Consider the following 22,471-nt stretch of genomic DNA (forward strand, 5'->3'; position numbering starts at 1 on the left):
TTACTCCGGCGCCGCCGGAAACACGCCCCCCGGCCCCCTCAGTTTCCCTTAAGGGCGTGGCGGGGCGGCTGGCCGGGGGCGTTTCCGGCCTCCCGCACGGCGGCGATGCGCTGGACGAAGCGGGCCGGCTCGGGCTCGAAACCGTCTTCATAGGCCACCACGCGCAGGCCGGTGCAGGCGGCGAGCAGCTCGCCCGGCTGCAGCAGGAAGTCGGGCCGCGAGGGCTTGCCCACGGTCTCGTTGCCCGCCGCGAAGGTCTCGTAGAGCAGCACGCCGCCAGGCGCCACCGCGGCCACGATGTCGGCCATGCGCGGCCGCCAGAGGTAGTGCGTGACGACCACCGCGCCGAAGGCTTGGCCGGCAAACGGCCATGGCCCGGATTCGATGTCGGCCTCGACAACGCGGCCAAAGGCGCCGGCCGCCGCCACGGCTTCGGGCGAGCGGTCGACGCCCGTCACGGCGTGGCCGCGCCCGGCGAACCAGCGCACGTGCCGCCCGGATCCGCAGGCCACGTCGAGCACGCTGGCGCGGGGCGCGAGCAGGTGCGACCAGTGGACGATCCATTCGGAAGGCGCGCCCGAGCCGTGCGCAGTGGCTGCATCTTTCATGGCGGATCAAGAAACGGGGTCAGAAACAGGACCAGATCTGGTCCACCAGCGTCACCAGGAACTCCGGATGCACGTACATGGCGAACACGCCGCCCAGCACCACCAGCGCGGCGGCGAGCCAGCCGGCGTGCACGATGTGGTGGCGCATCCGTGGTGTCATGGCGCTCTTTATACGCAATCAGCCCGCCGCGCCCAACGGCCGGGGCGCCCGGGCGATGGCGCTTTCCTTCACCGGCAGGTTGATCAGCGCCGCGAACACGCCCAGCGCAATGGCGATGTACCAGACGATGTCGTAGCTGCCCGTGGTGTCGTACAGGTAGCCGCCCAGCCATACGCCCAGGAAAGAGCCGACCTGGTGGCTCAGGAACACGAAGCCGCTGAGCATCGACAGGTGCGCCACCCCGAAGATGCCCGCCACGATGGCGTTGGTCGCGGGCACGGTGGAAAGCCACAGGAAGCCCATGGCCGCCGAGAACACATACACGCTCATCGGTGAAATGGGCGCCAGCAGGAACAGCGCGATCGACACCGCCCGCGCGAAATAGATCGCCGCCAGGATCTTGCGCTTGGCCAGCGTCTGGCCCAGCAGGCCGACCGTGTAGGTGCCGAACACGTTGAACAGCCCGATCAGCGCCAGCGCATAGCCGGCCACGTCGGCCGGCAGGCTCTTGTCGCGCAGGTAGGTCGGCATGTGGATGCCGATGAACGCCAGCTGGAAGCCGCAGACGAAATACCCCGCCATCAGCAGCCCGAAGCTGGGGTAGCGGAAGGCTTCGCCCACGGCCTGCAGCACCGACTGGTCGCGGTGGCCGGCCAGGGCTTCGGTCCTGGGCTCGCGCAGGCCGAAGGCCAGGGGGACGATGACCAGAACCAGCACCGCCACCACGGCCAGCGCCGTCTGCCAGCCCAGGTGGCCGATCAGCCAGCCTTCGACGGGCGCCATCAGGAACTGCCCGAACGAGCCGGCTGCCGCCGCCACGCCCATGGCCCAGGAGCGCCGCTCGGCCGGGATCTGCCGGCCGATCACGCCGTAGATCACCGCGTAGGTCGAGCCCGCCTGCGCGGCGCCGATCAGCACGCCGGCGCTCAGTGTGAACAGCAGCGGCGTCGGCGAATGCGCCATGCCGAACAGCCCCAGCGCATAGAACACCGAGCCGCCGATCAGCACCCGGAACGCGCCGAAGCGGTCGGCCAGCATGCCCGCGAACACGCCGAAGATGCCCCACGACAGGTTCTGCACGGCAAGCGCGAACGAGAAGGTCTGTCGGCTCCAGTCCTGCGCCTGCGTGATGGGCTGCAGCCACAGGCCGAAGCCGTGGCGGATGCCCATGGAGAGCGTGACGATCATCGCCCCGCAGAAGAGGACTTGCTTGATCGAAAGAGTGCGGACTGGCGTTTGCATGATGGCGTCGAATGTAGCGACATGGCTGCTTCGGCAGGCGGCCCGGCGGCCAAAGCCATTGATGATTTATAGGCGTCGTTTCAATGCGCGCCGGGCATCAAAGCGCCTCCTGTATGGGTATCCAGTTGTTTGGCGGCGACTGACTACAATCCGCCCCCATGGCGACTCCCCCCAAGACTCCCCCCAATTCTTCGTCCGCGTCCTCCGGCTACTCGGAAGGCTCCATCCGCGTGCTCAAGGGCCTGGAGCCCGTCAAGCAGCGCCCGGGCATGTACACCCGCACCGACAACCCGCTGCACATCATTCAGGAAGTGATCGACAACGCCGCCGACGAGGCGCTCGCGGGCTACGGCAAGAAGATCAAGGTCACGCTGCATGCCGACGGCTCGGTCAGCATCGAGGACGACGGCCGCGGCATTCCCTTCGGCCTGCACCCCGAGGAAAAAGCGCCCGTGGTCGAGCTGGTCTACACCCGGCTGCATGCCGGCGGCAAGTTCGACAAGGGCTCGGGCGGCGCCTACAGCTTCTCGGGCGGCCTGCACGGCGTGGGCGTGTCGGTGACCAACGCGCTGTCGAAGCGGCTCGAGGTGTCGACCCACCGCGAGGGCTCGGTGGCGAAGCTGGCCTTCAGCGGCGGCGACGTGATCGAGCAACTCGAGGTGCGCAAGCTCGAGGCCGGCGAGCGCAAGCAGGGCACCACGGTGCGCGCATGGCCCGACGCCAAGTACTTCGAGACCTCCGCGCTGCCCATGGGCGAACTCACGCACCTGCTGCGCAGCAAGGCCGTGCTGATGCCCGGCGTGAGCGTCACGCTCACGAACGAAAAGACCAAGGAAAGCCAGCAGTGGCTCTACAAGGGCGGCCTGAGCGACTACCTGATGCAGACGCTCAACGGCGACCCCGTCATTCCGCTGTTCGAAGGCGGAGGCCATGCCGACAAGAACGCCGACAACTTCGCCGAAGGCGAGGGCGCCGACTGGTGCGTGGCCTTCACCGAAGACGGCCAGCCGGTGCGCGAGAGCTACGTCAACCTGATTCCCACCAGCGCCGGCGGCACGCATGAAAGCGGCCTGCGCGACGGCCTGTTCACCGCGGTGAAGGGCTTCATCGAACTGCACTCGCTGCTGCCCAAGGGCGTGAAGCTCCTGCCCGAAGACGTGTTCGCGCGTGCTTCTTACGTGCTCAGCGCCAAGGTGCTCGACCCGCAGTTCCAGGGCCAGATCAAGGAGCGCCTGAACTCGCGCGACGCGGTGCGCCTGGTGTCGAGCTTCGTGCGGCCCGCGCTCGAACTGTGGCTCAACCAGCACGTCGACTACGGCAAGAAGCTGGCCGAGCTGGCCATCAAGGCCGCGCAGACGCGCCAGCGCGCCGGCCAGAAGGTCGAGAAGCGCAAGGGTTCCGGCGTGGCCGTGCTGCCCGGCAAGCTGACCGACTGCGAGAGCAAGGACATCAGCCACAACGAGGTCTTCCTGGTCGAGGGCGACTCCGCCGGCGGCAGCGCCAAGATGGGCCGCGACAAGGAAAGCCAGGCCATCCTGCCGCTGCGCGGCAAGGTGCTCAACACCTGGGAAGTGGAGCGCGACCGCCTCTTCGCCAACACCGAAATCCACGACATCTCGGTGGCCGTTGGCGTCGACCCCCACGGCCCCAACGACACGCCCGACATGAGCGGCCTGCGCTACGGAAAGATCTGCATCCTGAGCGATGCCGACGTGGACGGCTCGCACATCCAGGTGCTGCTGCTCACGCTGTTCTTCCGCCATTTCCCCAAGCTCATCGAAGCCGGCCACGTGTATGTCGCAAAACCGCCATTGTTCCGGGTGGATGCCCCCGCGCGCGGCAAGAAGCCGGCCTCCAAGGTCTACGCGCTGGACGAGGGCGAACTGACCGCCACGCTCGACAAACTGCGCAAGGACGGCGTGCGCGAAGGCGCCTGGAGCATCAGCCGCTTCAAGGGCCTGGGCGAAATGAGCGCGGAACAATTGTGGGAAACCACGCTCAATCCAGACACCCGCCGCCTGATGCAGGTCCAATTGGGCCGTTTCGACTTCACGTCCACCCAGGGCGAGATCACCAAGCTGATGGGCAAGGGCGAAGCGGCGGCGCGGCGCGAGCTCATGGAACTGCGCGCCGACGACGTCGATATCGACGTCTGATTCCGACCGGAATATTCCTCAAGACAGGGCATGGACAGTCACAAGATCATTTGTGGTTCGCTGGCAGGGGCTTGCGCTTCTGGCGCAATCCTGATGCTGGTGCGCGCCTATCCGGAGGTCACGCCGCCAGACCTGTTCTTTGCCGGCCTCGTCCTGTTGCTGGCGTTCCTATTCGTCTGGATGGGGTGGTGGGATGACGCGGTCAATGACAACGCCGAGCCCAGCCGAATCGAACGGATCGCCGCTGCCACGTGGCTCTGGACGCGCCGTATCCTTTGCTGGAGCGCCGCGCTGGTCTTCTTGGGCCTGGCCGTGTCGATGATCTTCACCGGCGTCGAACTCGAACACGTGCCCGTCTTTTTCCTCGTGCTTGCGCTGGGTGGCATGTCGCTCTGGGTCGGACTGAAGGGCGGCGGCCACGCACAAAGCATGGGCGACGACGCTGCGGTCCATGCCGAGCGCCGCAAGCGCTACGGCTGGCGGCTGTGACGACCAGGACCGCATCGCAATGAAACGCTGGTTCCGCCCCTTCATGCTTTGTGCAGCCCTGGTGCTGTCGCAGCAGGGCGCGCACGCCGCCGACATCTACGGCTACATCGACAGCAAGGGCGTCGCGCACTTCGCCTCCGAAAAAATCGACGAGCGCTACCAGATCTTCTTTCGCGGCGGCCAGAGCTTCGACACGACCAAAGGCATTTCTCCGCTCGGGCGCGGTGCGCGCGGCATCGACGGCAAGGTGCCGCAGGCCTCGCAAACCTTGCTCGCCATGTTCGAGGCCTCGCCCGGCTACAAGACCGCCAAGGCCGCGCTGCGCGACGCATCGAGCAAGCACGCCATCGACTACGAACTGCTGCAGGCGCTGGTCGCCACCGAGTCGGGCTTCGACGCGCAGGCGGTCTCGCCCAAGGGCGCGATGGGCCTGATGCAGCTGATGCCCGCCACCGCGCAGCGCTATGGCGTGTCGGCGGACAAGCGCAGCACCATCGAGAAGAAGCTGTTCGACCCGCGCATCAACATCGCCGCGGGCTCGCGCTACCTGCGCGACCTGATCGCGATGTTCCCGGGCCAGATCGAACTCGCCATTGCCGCCTACAACGCGGGCGAGGGCGCCGTGCAGCGCGCTGGCAACAAGATCCCGAACTACAAGGAAACGCAGAACTACGTGCAGACCGTGCTGCAGCTCTATGCGTACCTGAAGCCCTCCGTGGCGACGGGTGGCAGCGTGCGCGGCGGCAAGACGCCGGGGCGCATCCGCATGGAGCTGACGGTGCCGCAGGGCGGCGCGATCAACCGGGGCAACATGCCGTCGGACACGCCGCGCAACATGCCGACCATGCCCGACATTCCCGAGACGCCAGCCACGCCGACCGGCGCGGCCGAGGCATCGGACGAGGCAGTCAATCCGGGCTGAGCGCGCAAGCAAGCACGCAGCCCGCAACAGTTTTTCTTTCTCTCTTCTTCATGGACTCCCAACCACCGCTCGATCTCCAGGGTCCCACCGACGGCGACACCACCCTCACCCTTGCCGACTACGCGCAGACCGCCTACCTCGAATACGCCCTCAGCGTGGTCAAGGGCCGCGCGCTGCCCGATGTGTCCGACGGCCAGAAGCCGGTGCAGCGGCGCATCCTGTATTCGATGTCGCGCATGGGGCTGGGCTTCGGGGGCACCAACGGCACCGTGGGCGCCAAGCCGGTCAAAAGCGCGCGCGTGGTCGGCGACGTGCTCGGCCGCTTCCACCCGCACAGCGACCAGGCGGCCTACGACGCGCTGGTGCGCATGGCGCAAGACTTCTCGCAGCGCTATCCGCTGGTCGACGGCCAGGGCAACTTCGGCAGCCGCGACGGCGACGGTGCCGCCGCCATGCGCTACACCGAAGCACGCCTGGCGCGCATCACCAGCCTGCTGCTCGACGAGATCGACGAGGGCACGGTCGACTTCATTCCCAACTACGACGGCAGCACCGAAGAACCGCGCCTGCTGCCCGCGCGGCTGCCGTTCACGCTGCTCAATGGCGCGAGCGGCATCGCGGTGGGCCTGGCCACCGAAATCCCGAGCCACAACCTGCGCGAGATTGCCGACGCCTGCGTGGCGCTGATCAAGTCGAACGGCAAGCTCAGCGAGGAAGAACTCTTCGCCATCGTGCCCGGCCCCGACTACCCCGGTGGCGCGCAGATCATCAGCAACGCGAGCGACATCGCCGATGCCTACCGCACCGGCCGCGGTTCGCTGAAGGTGCGCGCGCGCTGGAAGATCGAGGAACTCGCGCGCGGCCAGTGGCAGCTGGTGGTCAACGAGCTGCCGCCGGGCGTCAGCACGCAGAAGGTGCTCGAGGAAATCGAGGAAATCACCAACCCCAAGGTCAAAGCCGGCAAGAAGGCCCTGAGCGCCGACCAGACCCAGTTGAAGGCCGCGATGCTGTCGGTGCTGGACGTGGTGCGCGACGAGTCCAGCAAGGACGCCGCCGTGCGCCTGGTGTTCGAGCCCAAGACCTCGCGCATCAGCCAGGACGAGTTCATCACCACGCTGCTCGCGCAGACCTCGCTGGAGACTTCGTCGCCGATCAACCTCACGATGGTCGGCATCGACGGCAAGCCCACGCAGAAGTCGCTGCGCCAGATGCTCAACGAGTGGATCGCGTTCCGCGAAGTCACCGTCGAGAAGCGCTCGCGGCATCGGCTCAACAAGGTGATGGACCGCATCCACATCCTCGAAGGCCGGCAGCTGGTGCTGCTGAACATCGACGAGGTGATCGCCATCATCCGCGCGGCGGAAGACCCGAAGGCGGCGCTCATCGCGCGCTTCAACCTCAGTGATCGCCAGGCCGAGGACATCCTCGAAATCCGGCTGCGCCAGCTCGCGCGGCTCGAAGCCATCAAGATCGAACAGGAGCTGTCGGGCCTGCGCGACGAGCAGAAGAAGCTCGAAGACATCCTCGGCAGCCCCGCCGCGCTGCGCCGCCTGCTGGTGAAGGAGATCGAGGCCGACGCCAAGACCTTCGAGGACCCGCGCCGCACGCTCATCCAGGCCGAGAAGCGTGCCGTGGCCGAGGTGAAGGTGGTCGACGAGCCCGTCACCGTCATCGTGTCGCAGAAGGGCTGGGTCCGTGCGCAGAAGGGCTGGGCCAGCGAGAAGGCGGCCGCCGCGAACGGCGGCAACGGCGCTTCGGCCCCCGAATACAGCTTCAAGTCGGGCGACTCGCTGTACGGCGCCTTCGAATGCCGCAGCGTCGACACGCTGCTCGTGTTCGGCAGCGCCAAGGACAAGAGCGTTCGCGTCTACACCGTGCCCGTGGCGTCGCTGCCCGGCGCGCGCGGCGACGGCCAGCCCGTTACCACGCTCATCGAGCTGGATGCCGGCACGCACGTCACGCACTTCTTCGCCGGCCCGGTGGGCGCCAGCGTGCTGCTGGCCAACACCGGCGGCTACGGCTTCATCGCCACCGTCGAGAACATGATGTCGCGCCAGCGCGGCGGCAAGGCCTTCATCGACGTGGGCGAGGGCGAGCAGCTCTGCCGTCCGTCGCTGGTCGGCGGCGCGAGCGGCGCCGAGCCGATGCCGGCCGCCACGCACGTGGCCTGCGCCTCGACCGGCGGCCGCATCCTGACCTTCGACATCACCGAGCTCAAGAGCCTGCCCAAGGGCGGCCGCGGCCTGACGCTGATCGACCTCGAGCCCAAGGACACCCTCGCCGGAGCCGCCGCCTACACGCGCAGCGTGAAGATCGAAGGCATCGGCCGCGGCGGCAAGGAGCGCGAAGAGACCCTGGAGATCCGCACCCTCAACAACGCCCGCGGCAGCCGCGCGCGCAAGGGCAAGGCGGCCGACCTCGGCTTCAAGCCGTCGAGCATCGTGCGGGTGCAGTGATGGGCGGCATCGACGTCAGCGTCATCGGCATCTTCATTGCCGTGGTGACCGGCATCGGCAGCTATGTGCTGGGCAAGCGCATGCGCGAGAAGCGGGCCGCCAAGAAGCGAGAGAAGGACCGGATTGCCGCGCAGGCTGGTGAGAGCCGGCAGGTGCGCAGGGCGCGGGAGCGCAAGGAGCGCGGCGAATAGGCGGCTGCCTGGTTTAGGCGGTGGGCCGCTCAGCGCAGCCCCTGCCACCACCGCGTATTCGTCCGCGCCCGCCCCACCGTCACCACTTCCCCGATCACCGGCGTCGCCAGCTCGATCTTCTTCGCGGCGGTGAGGTCGGCGATGCGGTCGAGCGGGTCGTGCCAGGTGTGGAACGCGAGGTCGAAGGTGCTGTTGTGCACCGAGAAGAAGACCTTGCCGCGCAGGTCTTCGAAGGCCTGCACGCTTTGTTCGGGCGTCATGTGCACGGCGGGCCACATGGCGTCGTAGGCGCCGTTTTCCATCAGCGCGATGTCGAAGCCGCCGAAGCGCTCGCCGATCTGCTTGAAGCCGGGGAAGTAGCCCGAGTCGCCGCTGTAGAAGATGCGCTGGTCGCCGCTTTGCACCACCCATGAGGCCCAGAGCGTGCGGTCGCGGTCGCCGAGGGTGCGGCCGGAGAAGTGTTGTGCGGGCGTGGCGGTGAGCTTCACGCCGTCGTGCTCGCTGTCTTGCCACCAGTCGAGTTCGGTCACGCGCTCGGCGGGCACGCCCATGACCACCAGCCGCGTGCGCACGCCCAGCGGCACGAAGTAGCGTTTCACGTCTTTCGAGAGGTATTGGATGGTCGCGAGGTCGAGGTGGTCGTAGTGGTCGTGCGAAAGAATGACGCCCTCGATGGGCGGCAGTTGCTCGAGCGTGATCGGCGGCTTGTGAAAGCGCTTCGGGCCGGCCCATTGCACAGGGGACACGCGCTCGCTGAACACGGGATCGATGAGCCAGTATTTGCCGCGCAGCTTGAGCAGGTGCGAAGAATGGCCGAGGCGCACGACGTGGTTGGTGTTGGTGTCGAGTGCATCGAGTGCGCTGCGTTCGAGGGTTCTCACCGGAATGGCGTCGACGGGCACGCTGTCGACTTTGCTGCCGACGATGAAGCGGGACCAGATGCGCCAGGCGCTGGCCTGTTGGGGCAGGTCGGGGTTGGCCATGTTGTGGAAGCCGCCGTCGCGGAATTGGGGCGAGCTGTCGTAGCGTGTTTCGCCGCTTCCGGCGGCGCCGCATCCCGCGACGAAGGCGCAGCCGGCGGCCGCGAGTGCGGTGCCGCGGCGCAGCAGTTGAGGCAGGTAGGAGCCCTGCGAACCTGAGTCGTCAGCCATGGGAGTGCCTTCTGGATTTGTGTTTGTCGGATGGTGCAAGACTAGTCACTAAGCGCGGTTCAATGGTTTCAGCGGTAGAAACATTTGGGGAGCGGGGGTATATCGCGGGCTCTTGTTTCAGGGCGCGTGCACAGGCCACCGGGTACTCCCCTCCGCGAATGTCCCCCGGCCTGCGGCCTCCTCCTTTATTTCGCTGCGGGGAGCACCCGACGCCCTGTGCACAACGAGCGCTGCTGCTATGCCGTTCGATCAACCAGTGCTCTGAACGCTCACGACGATGGGGTGCCTTGCGCAGCGAAATAAAGGAGGAGGGCGAAGCCCGGGGGACATTCGCGGAGCAAGGTACCCCGTCGGCGTGAGCGCCCCCCGAACAGCGAACAAACCAGTCCTATGCCATGCGCGATATGGCGCCCGGACCCACGCCTCGTCAAACTGAAAAGCTTCATAGACCAAAGACAAGGCGGCAAGGTACATGAGCAGCAATCGCTATCCCATCATCTACGTGCGCGGCTACGCCATGACCGAGGCCGAGCGCGACGACACCGCCGCCGATCCGTTCTGCGGCTTCAACGTCGGCTCCACCGTCTACCGCGCCACGGTCAAGAAAGAAGCGCCGGCGCAGAAGTTCGTCTTCGAATCGCCCGTGGTGCGGCTGCTGGCCGACTTCCAGTACCAGAGCGTCTACCAGAACGGCCTCGACATCATCGACCCCGACTGGAAACCTTCGCCCGACGAAAACGGCAACGACGTCGACGGCATTCCCGCCGCCTCCTTCATCATCTACCGCTACTACGACGCGGGCTCCGAGCTGCTCGGCGACGGCCAGGCGCGCGACGTCAAGATCTATGCGCAAGGCCTGAGCCAGCTGATTCTTCGCGTGCGCGACCTCGTGGCGCTGCGCGAAGGGCCGGGTTATTCGAAGGACGACTTTCGCTGCTACCTCGTCGCGCATTCGATGGGTGGGCTGGTGGTGCGCGCCTTCCTGCAGAACCCCGCGCTCGGCGACGCGGCCGCGCGTGCCTGCGTCGACAAGGTGTTCACCTACGCCACGCCGCACAACGGCATCGACATGGGCGGCATCAACGTGCCGGCCTGGCTCTCGGTGGCCGAGATGAACACATTCAACCGCGAGAAGATGTCCGACTTCATGGCCACCGCGCCGGTCAACGGGCGCATGGACTACCTGCCGGCCTCGGCCTTTCCGGCCGAGCGCTTCTTCTGCATGGTCGGCACCAACCGCGGCGACTACGAGACCGCCAAGGGCCTGTCGCGCATGTTCGCGGGCCACGGCAGCGACGGGCTGGTGCGCATCGAGAACGCCTCGCTCTGGTCGCTCGACGATGCCGGCAACACGCAGCCCGTGGCCACCGCCTTTGCCTACCGCTCGCACTCCGGCTTCTTCGGCATCGTCAACTCCGAGGAGGCCTACCAGAACCTCACGCGCTTCCTGTTCGGCGACGTGCGCGTGGACATCTGGTTCGACATCGACGGCGTGACCCTGCCGCCGGACCTGCCCGCCGGTGCCGACGTCGATGCGCTCTACCAGGTCGAGCTGCTGGCCGCGCCGCGCGGCAAGCGCTGGTACCTGAGCCGGCGCGTGGCGGAAGAAGACTCGCCGGCCTGCCGCACGCACAAGGAGCTGACCGACCCCGCCACCGCCGCCCGCCGCGCGGTCTATCTGTCGACCGTGTTCCTCGCCAACAGGGCCCGCGTGAAGCAGGACCGCCCGACGCTCGCCTATGCCATGACGCTGGGCGTGCGCGTGCCCGACTACCAGGTCAACAACAAGTTCTGGCTCGACGGCCATTACGAGGGCAGCTCGCTGTTCCGCGACACGCTGGTGATCGAGCTCGCACCGCCCGCCGCGGACGACCCCGCGCAGAACTGGAACGTCAAGTACGGCTGGCAGACCGACACGGCGGGGCAAGCTTCGCTGCCGATGAACCCCACGCAGCTGGCCAGCGGCAAGCTGCGCTTCACCGTGCCGCTTTCCAGCCTCGGCGCTGCGCCGGCGGCGCCCGGCATCACCGGGAAAGTACGGCTCGAAGTGAGCGCCTGGAACTGAGGCGCGCCGCTACGATGGCTGCATGAAAACAGCCGTCCTCGTCATCGATGTGCAGCGCGGTCTCTGCGACGACCCGCCGCGTCCCCATGAAGCCGCCCAGGTGGTGCAGCGCATCAATGCGCTCACGGCCCGGGCGCGCGCGGCCGGCGTGCCGGTGGCGTTCATCCAGCATGAGAACGCGGTCGACCTCGTGTTCGACTCCGAGCGCTGGCAGCTCGTCGGCGCGCTGGACACCGACTCGCGCGACGCCAAGCTGCGCAAGACCACGCCCGATTCGTTCCTGCGCACGCCGCTCGATGCATGGCTGTCGGAACACGCAGTGAAGCGCGTGGTCGTCTGCGGCTACTCGTCGGAGTTCTGCGTCGACACCACCGTGCGCCGCGCCGCCGCGCTGGGCTACGAGGTGGTGCTCGCGGCCGATGCGCACACCTCGCACGACAAGCCGCACGCCACCGGCGCGCAGATCCGCGCGCACCACAACGCCACGCTCTCGGACATCACGAGCTTCGGCGTGCCGATCCGCGCGGTGGCCAGCGCCGACATCGCATTCGGCGGCTGATCCGTTCCCTCGGAAGCGCCTCCCCGGTAGGACAAAACGACCACCTAGGGGAATCCCTAATCGGGTCTGAAACCGGTTTCATATAAGCTGCAAGCATTGCTTTCGAGGCTCGCACGCGCTCGCCCACCATGAACTACCAGTTTCAATTCGACGCCGTCTTTGCCGCCTGGCCGCTGCTGCTCAAGGGCACGTGGATCACGGTCCAGCTCTCGCTCATTGCCACGGTGCTGGGCCTGGTGGTGGCCATCTTCTGCGCCTGGGGCAAGACTTCGGGGCCGGGCTGGCTGCGCTTCGTCATCAACGCCTACATCGAGGTGATCCGCAACACGCCGTTCCTCGTGCAGCTGTTCTTTTTCTTCTTCGCGCTGCCGGCGATCGGGCTGCGCTGGTCGCCGCAGACGGCCGCGCTGGTGGCCATGGTGGTGAACCTGGGCGCCTATGCCACGGAAATCATCCGCGCGGGCATCGAGTCGATTCCCAAGGGGCAGATCGAGGCGGGCAGGGCGCTGAACCTCAAGCCCTGGGAAATCTTCCGCTTCGTCATCATCAAGCCGGCGCTCAAGGCCATCTATCCGGCGCTCACCAGCCAGTTCATCCTGCTGATGCTGAGCTCGGCGGTGGTGTCGGTCATCTCGGCCGACGACCTGACCTCGGTGGCCGCCAACCTGCAGTCGCAGACCTTCCGCAGCTTCGAGATCTACATCGTGGTCGCCGCCATCTACCTGGCGCTGGCGCTTGCCTTCTCCGCAATGTTCAAGCTGATCTACAAGCGCACGCTCAACTACCCGGACCGCCGGTAAGCCCAGACGACGGACGGAGCCCAACACCATGCGTACCTTCGGTTTTCCCGAATTCCTTTTCATCCTCGAAGCGGCCAAGTGGACGCTCGCGCTGTCGGCCATCGCCTTTGTTGGCGGCGCGATCCTGGGGCTGGCCATCGCGCTGATGCGCACGTCGGAATCGACGTGGGCGCGCGGCATCTCGACCACCTTCATCCAGATCTTCCAGGGCACGCCGCTGCTGCTGCAGCTGTTCCTGGTGTTCTTCGGCGCGCCGGTGCTGGGGCTGGACATCAACCCGTGGGTGGCCGCGGGCGTGGCGCTCATCCTCAACAGCGCGGCCTTCCTCGGCGAAATCTGGCGTGGCTGCATCGAGGCCATTCCGCGCGGCCAGTGGGAAGCGGCCGAGGCGCTGAGCCTCAAGTACAGTTCCCGCATGCGCGACGTGGTGCTGCCGCAGGCGCTGAAGATCGCGCTGGCGCCCACGGTGGGCTACGTGGTGCAGATCATCAAGGGCACCTCGCTCGCGGCCATCATCGGCTTCGTCGAAGTGACGCGCGCCGGGCAGATCGTCAACAACGCCACGTTCCAGCCGCTCATCGTGTTCTCGGTGGTGGCCGCCATCTACTTCGTGATCTGCTGGCCGCTGTCGCTGCTGGCCGCGCGCATGGAGCGCAAGCGCGCCCGCGCGCTGGCCCGCTGATTTCCTTTTTTTCTCGCTTTTTCTTTCTCGTCGTTCCTTTCTTTATTCAGGAGACATATTCCATGACCCGTACCACCACCCGCCGCGCGGCGATCGCAGCCCTCGGCCTCGGCGCCGCCCTGACCGTGTTCGCTCCCTTCGCTTCCGCGCAGAGCGTGGCCGACATCAAGAAGAAGGGCGAGATCACCATCGGCATGCTGGTCGACTTTCCGCCCTACGGCACCACCGACGCCAAGAACCAGCCCGACGGCTACGACGCCGACGTGGCCAAGCTGCTGGCCAAGGACTGGGGCGTGAAGGCCAACATCGTGCCGGTCACGGGCCCGAACCGCATTCCCTTCCTGCTGACCAACAAGGTCGACCTGCTGGTGGCTTCGCTGGCCATCACGCCCGAGCGCGCGAAGCAGGTGCAGTTCTCGCAGCCCTACGCGGCCGCCACCATCGTGCTGTACGGCGCGAGCAAGACGCCGATCAAGGCCGCCGCCGACCTGAAGGGCCTGCGCGTGGGCGTGGCCCGTGCGTCCACGCAAGACGTGGCCGTGACCAAGGCCGCCCCGGAAGGCACCGAGATCCGCCGCTTCGACGACGACGCATCGGCCATGCAGGCGCTGATCTCCGGCCAGGTCGACGCCATCGGCTGCTCGGTGACCGTGGCCGCGCAGATCGCCAAGCGCGTGCCCGCCAACACCTTCGAGAACAAGTTCACGCTGGTGCAGCAGTCGATGGGCATCGCGATGCGCCCCGGCCAGGAAGAGCTGCACAAGGCGGTGAACGAGTTCGTGCAGAAGAACACCGCCAACGGCGAGCTGAACAAGCTGTATCAAAAGTGGCTGCAGGCCGATATGCCGAAAATGAACTGAGACCCGAGCTGAAGGAAATCCTGGCATGACGACGGAATCGATCATCCGCATGGAAGCGGTCAACAAGTGGTACGGTGAATTCCAGGTGTTGACCGGCATCGACCTGTCGGTGCGCCAGGGCGAGCGCATCGTGATCTGCGGGCCCTCGGGCTCGGGCAAGTCGACGCTGATCCGCTGCATCAACCGGCTGGAGACGGTGCAGAAGGGCCGCATCGTGGTCGATGGCATCGACCTCACGGCCGGTGGCAAGAACATCGACGCGGTGCGCGCCGAGGTCGGCATGGTGTTCCAGCAGTTCAACCTGTTCCCGCACCTCACCATCCTGGAGAACTGCACGCTCGCACCGATGCGCTCGCGCGGCATGACCAAGGCGCAGGCCGAGGAAATTGCCATGAAGTACCTCACGCGGGTGCGCATTCCCGAGCAGGCCGGCAAGTACCCGAGCCAGCTCTCCGGCGGCCAGCAGCAGCGCGTGGCCATCGCGCGCGCGCTGTGCATGACGCCCAAGATCATGCTGTTCGACGAACCCACGTCCGCGCTCGACCCGGAGATGGTCAAGGAGGTGCTCGACACCATGATCGGCCTGGCCGAAGACGGCATGACCATGCTGTGCGTGACCCACGAAATGGGCTTCGCCTGCAGCGTGGCCGACCGCGTGATCTTCATGGCCGAAGGCAGGATCATCGAGCAGGCGCCGCCCGAAGAGTTCTTCGGCAACCCGAAGGATGAGCGCACGCGCCAGTTCCTCGGCCAGATCCTGAGTTCGCACCAAGGCCACTGATGTCCTTCGAGGTCCTGATTTCTCTGTCGTCCTTCGGCGCGGCCGAGGTGGGCCGGCACGGCCAGCTCTGGTGCTCGCAACTGGCATTGGCCGCCGGTGCCGATTCGGTGGAGGTGCGCGGCGAGATGCTGCGCGACGCCGACGCGGAACTGCCCGCGCTGAACGGGCTGGCATCCGTTTACTCCAGCCCCGAGGGCCTGTGGGCCCAGGGCGGCTGGCTCGACAGCGCCGCGCTCAAGCGCGGCATCGCGGCCGCCACGCGCGTGGGCGCCAAGCGGCTGAAGATGTCGATCGGCGACTTCCAGGCTTCGTCGCACGGCTCGCTCTGGGGCCTGAAGGTGGAGCTCGCGGAAACGCGCATCGAACTCGTCATCGAGAACGATCAGACCGTGCGCGCCGGCACGCTGGCCGCGCTGCAGACCTTCTTCGACGTGGCCGACCGCGCCGGCGTTTCGCTCGGCATGACCTTCGACATGGGCAACTGGCACTGGGTCGGCGAATGCCCACTGCAGGCCGCGCAGGCACTCGGCCACCGCGTGCGCTACGTGCATTGCAAGGGCGCGCAGCGCATGCCGCACAAGTGGGTGGCGGTGCCGCTGGGCGATTCCGTGGCGCCATGGCGTGCCGTGCTGCGCGCGCTGCCGGCCGACGTGCCGCATGCCATCGAATACCCGCTCGTGGGCGACGACCTGCCGGCCGTCACCCGCGCGCAGATCGACTTCATCCGCGCCGCGCGCGCACAGAGCTAGAACAACAGACATGACAGAACCCACCGCCTTCGACGTCGCTCTCTTCGGCGAAGCCATGCTGCTGCTGGTGGCCGACCGGCCGGGGCCGCTGGAGGACGCCCAGTCGTTCCACAAGCGCACCGCCGGTGCCGAGACCAACGTGGCCATCGGCCTCTCGCGCCTGGGCCTGAAGGTGGGCTGGGCCAGCCGGCTGGGCACCGACTCGATGGGCCGTGCGCTGCTGGCCGCGATGCGCGCCGAAGGCATCGATTGTTCGCACGTGATCACCGACGCCACGCAGCGCACCGGCTTCCAGTTCAAGGGCCGCGTCACCGACGGCAGCGACCCGCCGATCGAATACCACCGCAAGGGCTCGGCCGCGAGCCACATGGGCCCGGCCGACGTCGACGAAGCCTGGCTGCGATCAGCGCGCCACCTGCACGCCACCGGTGTGTTCGCCGCCATCTCCGACACCAGCCTGCAGGCCGCGCTGAAGAGCATGGACGTGATGCGCGCCGCCGGCCGCACCATCTCGTTCGACACCAACCTGCGCCCCACGCTGTGGTCGTCCACCGACACCATGCGCCACTGGGTCAACGAACTGGCCTCGCGCGCCGACTGGGTGCTGCCCGGCATCGAAGAAGGCCTGCTGCTCACGGGCCACGACAAGCCCGAGGACGTTGCCAGGTTCTACCGCGAGCGCGGCGCGAAGCTGGTGGTGGTGAAGCTCGGCGCGGCGGGCGCCTACTACGACAGCGACGTGGCCGGCACCGGCCGCGTCGACGGCTTCCCGGTGAAGGAAGTGATCGACACCGTGGGCGCGGGCGACGGCTTCGCGGCCGGCGTGGTGAGCGCACTGCTCGAAGGCCGCAGCGTGCCTGACGCGGTGCGCCGCGGCGCCTGGATCGGCGCGCGCGCCGTGCAGGTGCTGGGCGACACCGAAGGCCTGCCGACGCGGGCGCAACTCGAAGAAGCGGGGCTCTGAACGCCATGACGCAGCAAAAGAACATCCTCGTCTTCCGGCCGCTGCCTGAAGACCAGCTCGCGCGCCTGCAGGCCGCGCACCATGTCACCGTGGCCGATCCGCGCAAGGAGCCCGAGGCCTTTGCCGCCGCGCTGCGCACCGCGAACGGGCTGATCGGATCCAGCCACCCGATCGATGCCGCGCTGCTCGACGCGGCGCCGCAATTGAAGGTGATTTCGAGCGTGTCGGTCGGCGTCGACAACTACCCGCTGGCGGAACTGCACAAGCGCGGCATCGTGCTGTGCCACACGCCCGACGTGCTGACCGAGACCGTGGCCGACACGGTGTTCGCGATTCTCATGGCCACGCAGCGCCGCGTGGTCGAACTGTCGAACCTGGTGCGCGAAGGCCGCTGGACCAAGAACATCGGCGAAGAACTCTTCGGCACCGACGTGCACGGCAAGACCCTGGGCATCCTCGGCTTCGGCCGCATCGGGCAGGCCGTGGCGCGCCGCGCCGCACTGGGCTTCGGCATGCCGGTGCTGTACCACGCACGCCGCCCGGTCGACTTGGCCGCGCAGGCGCCCGAGCTGCAAGGCCGCGCCACGCACACGCCGCTGGACGACCTGCTCGCGCGCGCCGACATCGTGCTCGCGATGCTGCCGCTGACCGATGCCACGCGCGGCATGATCGACGCCGCCTTCTTCGCGCGCATGAAGCCGGGCGCCGCCTTCATCAACGGTGGCCGCGGCGCCACGGTGAACGAAGACGCGCTGCTGAACGCACTCGACCGCGGCACGCTGCGCGCCGCCGGCCTCGATGTGTTCGCGAAAGAGCCGCTGCCGGCCGACTCGCCGCTGCGCACGCATCCGCGCGTGACGCCGCTGCCGCACATCGGCTCGGCCACGCACGAGACGCGCCACGCCATGGCCGAGCTGGCGACGACCAATCTGCTGCAGGTGCTGGCCGGCGAGAAGCCGACGGCGCCGTACGACACGGCGAGCGCATGACCGGTGCCAGGCTTTTCTCCCTTCCCCGCTGGGGGAGGGCAGGAGCAAGACCATGAAGCCCACCGGCCGCGCCACCATCGCCGACGTCGCCGAGGCGGCCGGTGTCTCCAAGGCCACCGTCTCGCGCTTCCTCAACCACCGCGAGCGGCTGCTGAGCCCCGACATCGCCGCGCGCGTCGAAGTGGCCATCGCCAAGCTGGCCTATTCGCCGAGCCCGATGGCGCAGGCGCTGAGCCATGGCCGCTCGCGGCTCATCGGCCTGATCGTGGCCGACATCACCAATCCGTATTCCGTTGCGGTGCTGCGCGGCGCCGAGAAGGCCTGCCAGGACGCCGGCTACCTGGTGATGCTGTTCAACCTCGGCAACGAGAGCGAACGCGAGCGCGAAGCCATCGATGCGCTCGCGGGCTACCAGGTCGACGGCTTCATCCTCAACACGCTGGGGCGCGGCAGCAACGTGGTCGACGCGGTCACGCTGCACGGCAAGCCCGCCGTGCTGGTGGACCGCCGCCACGCCGGCATGCACACCGACTTCGTCTCTCTCGACAACCATGCCGCGATGACGGCCACCTGCGGCCATCTGGTCGAGGGCGGGTATCGCGAGCTGCTGTACGTCACCGAGCCGCAGAAGGGCGTGAGTTCGCGGCGCGAGCGGACGGCCGCATTCGGCGCATGCGTGGCGGCGCACGAGCCGCGCGTGGCGGGCGAGATTTTCGAATGCGTCGAGGGCGAGAGCGACGCGCTCGACGAGGCCCTGCGCGCCTTGCGCCAGCGCGCCAGGCGCGGCCGCCGCGCGGCGGTGGTCGCGGGCAATGCGGTGGTCACGCTGCGCGTGGCGCAGGCGATGGCACGGCTGGGGTGGCAGTTCGGCAGCGACCTGGGCTTCGTCGGCTTCGACGATCCCGAATGGGCCTCGCTCATCGGTCCCGGCCTGAGCACTGTGGCCCAGCCCACCGACGCCATCGGCCGCACGGCGGCTACCTGCCTCATCGAGCGGCTGCGGGGGCTGGAGGAGCCGCCTCGTCAGTTGTTGTTGCCTGGGGAGTTGGTGGTGCGCGGGTCTTCTCACGCTTAGCTGCGTGGTTGTGTTTGTTCTGGGCGCGCTCACGCCGACGGGGTACCTTGCTCCGCGAATGTCCTCCGGCCTGCGGCCTCCCCCTTTATTTCGCTGCGCAAGGCACCCCATCGGCGTGAGCGTTCAGAGCACTGGTTGATCGGCAGGCACCAGAGCCGCGTCCATCGTGCACAGGGCGCCGGGTGCTCCCCGCAGCGAAATAAAGGAGGAGGGCGAAGCCCGGGGGACATTCGCGGAGGGGAGTACCCGGTGGCCTGTGCACGCACCCCCGAACAACGCACAAGCATCAAGCAACAAGAGACCGAGCATCCTGCACAGCACGGTCAAAAGTGATCGGCCCCCGCATCCAGTCAGCCGCACGCTCGGCAATCATGATCGTCGGCGCGTTCGTGTTCCCGCCGATCAGCGTCGGCATCACCGAGGCATCGACCACGCGCAGGTTCGCGATGCCGTGCACGCGCAGCTTCGCGTCGACCACGGCCATGGCGTCAGTGCCCATCTTGCAGGTGCCCACCGGGTGATAGATGGTGTCGGCGCGCGCGCGGATGTGCCGCTCCAGCTCTTCGTCGGTCTGCACGTTCGCGGTGTAGAGCTCGCTGTGCCGGTAGGGCGCGAGGGCAGGGGCGCGCAGTATTTCGCGCATCTTCTTCACACCCTGCAGCAGCAGCGCCACGTCCTGCGCGTCCGACAGGAAGCGCGGGTCGATGCGCGGCGCGGATGCCGGGTCGGCGTCGTGCAGCCGCACGTCGCCACGTCCGTTGGGCCGCAGCACGCATGCGTGGCACGAGAAGCCGAAACCTCCGTGCAGCTTGCGCGCATGGTCGTCCACCAGGCTGATCACGAAATGCAGTTGCAGGTCGGGCCGGCGCAGTTCGGGCGATGACTTGATGAAAGCGCCGCCCTCGGCAAAGGGCGTCGAGATCAGGCCCTTGCCCGTGCGCCGCCACTGCGGAATGGCCTTCACGAAATTGAAGAGCCCCGCAGGCCCCAGTCCGGGCAGGCCCTTGGCCTTCGTGCGATAGGACAGGATGAAATCGACATGGTCCTGCAGATTGCGGCCCACGCCCGGCAGCGCATGCCGCACCGCGATGCCGTGGCGCTGCAGTTCCTGCGGGTCGCCGATGCCCGAGAGCATCAGCAGCTGCGGCGAGTTGAACGCGCCGCCGCACAGCACCACCTCGCGCCGCGCCGAGAGCGTGTCAATGTTGCCGCCCCGGCGCACTTCGACGCCGGTGGCGCGCCGGCCGTCGAGCAGCACGCGCTGCGCCTGCGTGCCGGTCAGTACCGTGAGGTTGGGCCGCGTGCTCATCACCGGATGCAGGTAGGCCGCAGCGGCCGAGCAGCGCTCGCCGTTCCTGTCGCCGCCATGGAACTGCGTGACCTGGTAGAGCCCGGCGCCTTCCTGCACGCTCCCGTTGAAGTCGTCGTTGCGTGGAATGCCGCACTCCATGGCGGCGCGCACGAAAGCCTCCGTGATCTCGCGCGGCGACTGCTGGTCCGCCACCTGCAGCGGACCGTGCGCGCCGTGCATGGCGCTCTCGCCGCGCTGGTTGCCCTCCGCATGCTTGAACCACGGCAGCACGTCGTCGAACGACCAGCCCGCGCAGCCGGCGCGCTCCCAGTCGTCGTAGTCGCCAGGGTGGCCGCGCACGTAGAGCATGGCGTTGATCGCGCTCGAGCCGCCGAGGCAGCGCCCGCGCGGCTGGTAGCCGCGGCGTCCGTTCAGGCCCGGCTGCGGCACGGTCTGGTAGGCGTAGTTGTTGATGCGCGGGCGCCCCGACAGCATGGCCGCCGCGCCGGCCGGTGCCCGCACCAGCACGCCGCGGCCGTCGCCGCCGGCCTCGATCAGGCAGACCTGCACGGCGGGGTCTTCGCTGAGCCGCGCGGCCAGCGTGGCGCCGCCGGACCCGCCGCCCACGATCACGTAGTCGAATTCCATGGCGTGTCTCTTCCTTTTGTTATTTGCCGCCTGCGCTCGCTCGGTGGAGCGGACGAATGCGACTGTAGGAACGAACGCGGGGGCGGGGCTTGGCGTTTTCCCTCAGTGCGGCAGGCCCAGGCCAACGGCCTGCAGATAGGCCTCCAGTGCCTCGATGCGGGCCGAGGCCACGATGGCGCCGACATAGCCGTCGGGGCGCACCAGCACCCAATCGCCGGGCATGGGTTCGTAGGCTTCGCGGAAGTGGCCGCCGTCGTCGTGCAACTCGCCCCCGTCGCCGAAGGTATGAATGTGCAGGCCCGACCGTGGCGCGATGCCGCGGCGATCGGTCTCCCAGCCCAGCAGGGTCCAGTGCGCACCCTTGAACAACTGGAACAGGCGCGTCGGTTGTCCGGCGGCGCCGCGCACCGGCGCATCGGGCGCGCGATCGCCCGCGCACAGACGGCTGCCAGCGCGTTCCGGCTGCTCCATCGCGAGCGACGACCCGGGGTAGCCCAGGTCGAGCTGATGCACCTCGCGTCCGCGCCGCATGTCGCCGCGCTTCGCATCGACGAGCAGCTTCGTGGAGAGCCCGAGCACTTCCGCCGCAACCGGGCGACGCTCTTCCTCGTAGCTGTCGAGCAAGGTCTTGGGAGCGCCAGCTGCAACGGCCGCCAGTTTCCAGCCGAGGTTGTAGGCGTCCTGCACGCTGGTGTTCAGTCCCTGGCCGCCCGTTGGCGGATGGACGTGCGCGGCGTCGCCGACCAGCAGCACGTTGCCTGCCCGGTAGCGGTCGGCCAGGCGAGCGTTCATCTGAAAAGCCGAGGCCCACAAGACCGAGTGGATCCGGATGTCGTTGCGGCCCGTGCGCGCGGCAACCATGGCAGAGAGGCCCTGCGCAGAAAGATCGATGTCGCCTTCCAGCGGTATCGGCGCCTGCAGCTGGAACAGCTGCGTTCCGGCGAGCGGGCAGAGGGACATCTGCGCATCCATCGAGCCCTCGTTGAAACGGTGCCAGGCTTCGCGCTCCAGGCCGGACAGCACGACATCTGCCACCACCGCGCGCACGCCCAGCGTCTTGCCAGGAAAGCCGATGTCCAGCGCATGCCGCACGAAGCTGCGGCCACCGTCGGCGCCGACGAGAAAGCGCACGCGAAGCGTCTCTTCGCCTGCCGCACTGGCCAGCCGCGCGGCCACGCCGCTTTCGTCCTGCTCGAACGCCACAAGCTCGCAGCCGAATGCCGGTCGGTGTCCGAGCTCGGCCAGCCGCTCGCGCAGCACGCCTTCGGTGAGGAACTGCGGCACCATCAAAGGAATGCCGTAGGGCTCCGCTGGCGTCGGTGGCGTGTGCGTCATCACCGGCGAATCGACATGGCTACCGTCGGGGTGGTATTCCCGCGAGGGCGGATACAGGCCGCCGGCTGCGACGACCCGGTCGAGGATGCCCATGTCCTCGAAGACTTCCTGCGTTCGCGGCTGGATTCCCTTGCCGCGCGAGCCCTGGAAAGGCGCGTCCATCTTCTCGATGAGTCGGAAGGAAACACCCCGCCGCGCGAGGTCGATGGCGAGCGTGAGACCGGCTGCGCCGGCGCCGCAAATGAGTACGTCCGTGGAAAAGTCCTGGGTCATGGCAAGCTCCGATGTGTGTAATATG

Annotated in this window: 21 protein-coding genes; 15 read left to right on the top strand and 6 right to left on the bottom strand. The window is 67.8% G+C overall.

Annotated features, from left to right (window positions below; genetic code table 11):
- Positions 1-38 precede the first annotated feature (38 nt).
- The 3 genes from C4F17_RS00890 to C4F17_RS00895 are packed head-to-tail and all read right to left on the bottom strand — an operon-like array spanning position 39 to position 2,010.
- Positions 39-608, bottom strand: coding sequence for a class I SAM-dependent methyltransferase (locus C4F17_RS00890; RefSeq protein ID WP_106933932.1), 570 nt, complete (start codon positions 606-608; stop codon positions 39-41).
- Between the two features lie 19 nt (positions 609-627).
- Complete coding sequence (locus C4F17_RS33070) at positions 628-768, bottom strand: hypothetical protein (protein ID WP_199851906.1); 141 nt, start codon at positions 766-768, stop codon at positions 628-630.
- Positions 769-786: 18 nt separating this feature from the next.
- Positions 787-2,010 carry an MFS transporter gene (locus C4F17_RS00895; RefSeq protein ID WP_106933933.1) on the bottom strand — a complete coding sequence of 408 codons (1,224 nt, stop codon included), beginning with the start codon at positions 2,008-2,010 and terminating at the stop codon, positions 787-789.
- A gap of 158 nt (positions 2,011-2,168) precedes the next feature.
- Between C4F17_RS00895 and C4F17_RS00900 the strand changes: the two genes are divergently transcribed.
- Genes C4F17_RS00900 through C4F17_RS00920 form a run of 5 tightly spaced genes read left to right on the top strand, consistent with a single transcriptional unit; the run spans position 2,169 to position 8,224 of the window.
- Positions 2,169-4,166: a DNA topoisomerase IV subunit B gene (locus C4F17_RS00900; protein WP_106933934.1), complete on the top strand. Its 1,998-nt coding sequence runs from the start codon at positions 2,169-2,171 to the stop codon at positions 4,164-4,166.
- A gap of 30 nt (positions 4,167-4,196) precedes the next feature.
- On the top strand, positions 4,197-4,655 hold the full coding sequence (locus tag C4F17_RS00905) for a hypothetical protein (protein WP_155742456.1): 459 nt from the start codon (positions 4,197-4,199) through the stop codon (positions 4,653-4,655).
- Positions 4,656-4,674: 19 nt separating this feature from the next.
- Positions 4,675-5,577, top strand: a complete 903-nt coding sequence (locus C4F17_RS00910; protein ID WP_106933935.1) for a lytic transglycosylase domain-containing protein — start codon at positions 4,675-4,677, stop codon at positions 5,575-5,577.
- A gap of 50 nt (positions 5,578-5,627) precedes the next feature.
- Entirely contained in the window at positions 5,628-8,033 is a 2,406-nt protein-coding gene (gene parC, locus C4F17_RS00915; RefSeq protein WP_106933936.1) for a DNA topoisomerase IV subunit A, read from the top strand.
- Positions 8,033-8,224, top strand: a complete 192-nt coding sequence (locus C4F17_RS00920; RefSeq protein WP_081267203.1) for a hypothetical protein — start codon at positions 8,033-8,035, stop codon at positions 8,222-8,224. Before parC ends, C4F17_RS00920 begins: the two co-directional genes overlap by 1 nt.
- A 29-nt stretch (positions 8,225-8,253) precedes the next feature.
- Here the strand turns inward: C4F17_RS00920 and C4F17_RS00925 are convergent, their stop codons facing one another.
- The gene (locus C4F17_RS00925) at positions 8,254-9,375 is read right to left on the bottom strand and encodes an MBL fold metallo-hydrolase (protein WP_106933937.1); all 1,122 of its coding nucleotides are present in this window, start codon (positions 9,373-9,375) and stop codon (positions 8,254-8,256) included.
- A gap of 472 nt (positions 9,376-9,847) precedes the next feature.
- On the opposite strand from C4F17_RS00925, the gene C4F17_RS00930 reads away from it, so the two are divergent.
- From C4F17_RS00930 to C4F17_RS00975, 10 genes are all read left to right on the top strand, one after another.
- The gene (locus tag C4F17_RS00930) at positions 9,848-11,440 is read left to right on the top strand and encodes an esterase/lipase family protein (protein ID WP_106933938.1); all 1,593 of its coding nucleotides are present in this window, start codon (positions 9,848-9,850) and stop codon (positions 11,438-11,440) included.
- 22 nt (positions 11,441-11,462) lie between these two features.
- On the top strand, positions 11,463-11,999 hold the full coding sequence (locus tag C4F17_RS00935) for a cysteine hydrolase family protein (RefSeq protein WP_106933939.1): 537 nt from the start codon (positions 11,463-11,465) through the stop codon (positions 11,997-11,999).
- A gap of 128 nt (positions 12,000-12,127) precedes the next feature.
- Entirely contained in the window at positions 12,128-12,799 is a 672-nt protein-coding gene (locus tag C4F17_RS00940; protein ID WP_081267197.1) for an amino acid ABC transporter permease, read from the top strand.
- Between the two features lie 28 nt (positions 12,800-12,827).
- Positions 12,828-13,481 (top strand): amino acid ABC transporter permease, encoded by a 654-nt coding sequence (locus C4F17_RS00945; RefSeq protein ID WP_081267196.1) that lies wholly within the window; start codon positions 12,828-12,830, stop codon positions 13,479-13,481.
- Positions 13,482-13,543: 62 nt separating this feature from the next.
- Positions 13,544-14,341, top strand: coding sequence for a transporter substrate-binding domain-containing protein (locus C4F17_RS00950; RefSeq protein WP_106933940.1), 798 nt, complete (start codon positions 13,544-13,546; stop codon positions 14,339-14,341).
- A gap of 25 nt (positions 14,342-14,366) precedes the next feature.
- Positions 14,367-15,122 carry an amino acid ABC transporter ATP-binding protein gene (locus C4F17_RS00955; protein WP_106933941.1) on the top strand — a complete coding sequence of 252 codons (756 nt, stop codon included), beginning with the start codon at positions 14,367-14,369 and terminating at the stop codon, positions 15,120-15,122.
- Positions 15,122-15,871 carry a sugar phosphate isomerase/epimerase family protein gene (locus C4F17_RS00960; RefSeq protein WP_106933942.1) on the top strand — a complete coding sequence of 250 codons (750 nt, stop codon included), beginning with the start codon at positions 15,122-15,124 and terminating at the stop codon, positions 15,869-15,871. Before C4F17_RS00955 ends, C4F17_RS00960 begins: the two co-directional genes overlap by 1 nt.
- Before the next feature lie 10 nt (positions 15,872-15,881).
- Positions 15,882-16,835 (top strand): sugar kinase, encoded by a 954-nt coding sequence (locus tag C4F17_RS00965; RefSeq protein ID WP_081267192.1) that lies wholly within the window; start codon positions 15,882-15,884, stop codon positions 16,833-16,835.
- Between the two features lie 5 nt (positions 16,836-16,840).
- Entirely contained in the window at positions 16,841-17,824 is a 984-nt protein-coding gene (locus C4F17_RS00970; protein WP_106933943.1) for a 2-hydroxyacid dehydrogenase, read from the top strand.
- A gap of 52 nt (positions 17,825-17,876) precedes the next feature.
- Positions 17,877-18,899: a LacI family DNA-binding transcriptional regulator gene (locus C4F17_RS00975; RefSeq protein WP_106933944.1), complete on the top strand. Its 1,023-nt coding sequence runs from the start codon at positions 17,877-17,879 to the stop codon at positions 18,897-18,899.
- 286 nt (positions 18,900-19,185) lie between these two features.
- Here C4F17_RS00975 and C4F17_RS00980 read toward each other — a convergent pair whose 3' ends face one another.
- Entirely contained in the window at positions 19,186-20,838 is a 1,653-nt protein-coding gene (locus tag C4F17_RS00980; protein WP_106933945.1) for a GMC family oxidoreductase, read from the bottom strand.
- Positions 20,839-20,940: 102 nt separating this feature from the next.
- Positions 20,941-22,446, bottom strand: coding sequence for an FAD-dependent oxidoreductase (locus tag C4F17_RS00985; RefSeq protein ID WP_106933946.1), 1,506 nt, complete (start codon positions 22,444-22,446; stop codon positions 20,941-20,943).
- Between the last annotated feature and the right edge of the window lie 25 nt (positions 22,447-22,471).

The sequence above is a fragment of the Variovorax sp. PMC12 genome (assembly GCF_003019815.1).
Classification (GTDB): domain Bacteria; phylum Pseudomonadota; class Gammaproteobacteria; order Burkholderiales; family Burkholderiaceae_C; genus Variovorax.

Bases quoted from the DNA above. Each gene is read 5' to 3' on its own strand.
- C4F17_RS00890 (WP_106933932.1), bottom strand. From the start codon at position 608: ATGAAAGATGCAGCCACTGCGCACGGCTCGGGCGCGCCTTCCGAATGG.
- C4F17_RS33070 (WP_199851906.1), bottom strand. From the start codon at position 768: ATGACACCACGGATGCGCCACCACATCGTGCACGCCGGCTGGCTCGCC.
- C4F17_RS00895 (WP_106933933.1), bottom strand. From the start codon at position 2,010: ATGCAAACGCCAGTCCGCACTCTTTCGATCAAGCAAGTCCTCTTCTGC.
- C4F17_RS00900 (WP_106933934.1), top strand. From the start codon at position 2,169: ATGGCGACTCCCCCCAAGACTCCCCCCAATTCTTCGTCCGCGTCCTCC.
- C4F17_RS00905 (WP_155742456.1), top strand. From the start codon at position 4,197: ATGGACAGTCACAAGATCATTTGTGGTTCGCTGGCAGGGGCTTGCGCT.
- C4F17_RS00910 (WP_106933935.1), top strand. From the start codon at position 4,675: ATGAAACGCTGGTTCCGCCCCTTCATGCTTTGTGCAGCCCTGGTGCTG.
- parC (WP_106933936.1), top strand. From the start codon at position 5,628: ATGGACTCCCAACCACCGCTCGATCTCCAGGGTCCCACCGACGGCGAC.
- C4F17_RS00920 (WP_081267203.1), top strand. From the start codon at position 8,033: ATGGGCGGCATCGACGTCAGCGTCATCGGCATCTTCATTGCCGTGGTG.
- C4F17_RS00925 (WP_106933937.1), bottom strand. From the start codon at position 9,375: ATGGCTGACGACTCAGGTTCGCAGGGCTCCTACCTGCCTCAACTGCTG.
- C4F17_RS00930 (WP_106933938.1), top strand. From the start codon at position 9,848: ATGAGCAGCAATCGCTATCCCATCATCTACGTGCGCGGCTACGCCATG.
- C4F17_RS00935 (WP_106933939.1), top strand. From the start codon at position 11,463: ATGAAAACAGCCGTCCTCGTCATCGATGTGCAGCGCGGTCTCTGCGAC.
- C4F17_RS00940 (WP_081267197.1), top strand. From the start codon at position 12,128: ATGAACTACCAGTTTCAATTCGACGCCGTCTTTGCCGCCTGGCCGCTG.
- C4F17_RS00945 (WP_081267196.1), top strand. From the start codon at position 12,828: ATGCGTACCTTCGGTTTTCCCGAATTCCTTTTCATCCTCGAAGCGGCC.
- C4F17_RS00950 (WP_106933940.1), top strand. From the start codon at position 13,544: ATGACCCGTACCACCACCCGCCGCGCGGCGATCGCAGCCCTCGGCCTC.
- C4F17_RS00955 (WP_106933941.1), top strand. From the start codon at position 14,367: ATGACGACGGAATCGATCATCCGCATGGAAGCGGTCAACAAGTGGTAC.
- C4F17_RS00960 (WP_106933942.1), top strand. From the start codon at position 15,122: ATGTCCTTCGAGGTCCTGATTTCTCTGTCGTCCTTCGGCGCGGCCGAG.
- C4F17_RS00965 (WP_081267192.1), top strand. From the start codon at position 15,882: ATGACAGAACCCACCGCCTTCGACGTCGCTCTCTTCGGCGAAGCCATG.
- C4F17_RS00970 (WP_106933943.1), top strand. From the start codon at position 16,841: ATGACGCAGCAAAAGAACATCCTCGTCTTCCGGCCGCTGCCTGAAGAC.
- C4F17_RS00975 (WP_106933944.1), top strand. From the start codon at position 17,877: ATGAAGCCCACCGGCCGCGCCACCATCGCCGACGTCGCCGAGGCGGCC.
- C4F17_RS00980 (WP_106933945.1), bottom strand. From the start codon at position 20,838: ATGGAATTCGACTACGTGATCGTGGGCGGCGGGTCCGGCGGCGCCACG.
- C4F17_RS00985 (WP_106933946.1), bottom strand. From the start codon at position 22,446: ATGACCCAGGACTTTTCCACGGACGTACTCATTTGCGGCGCCGGCGCA.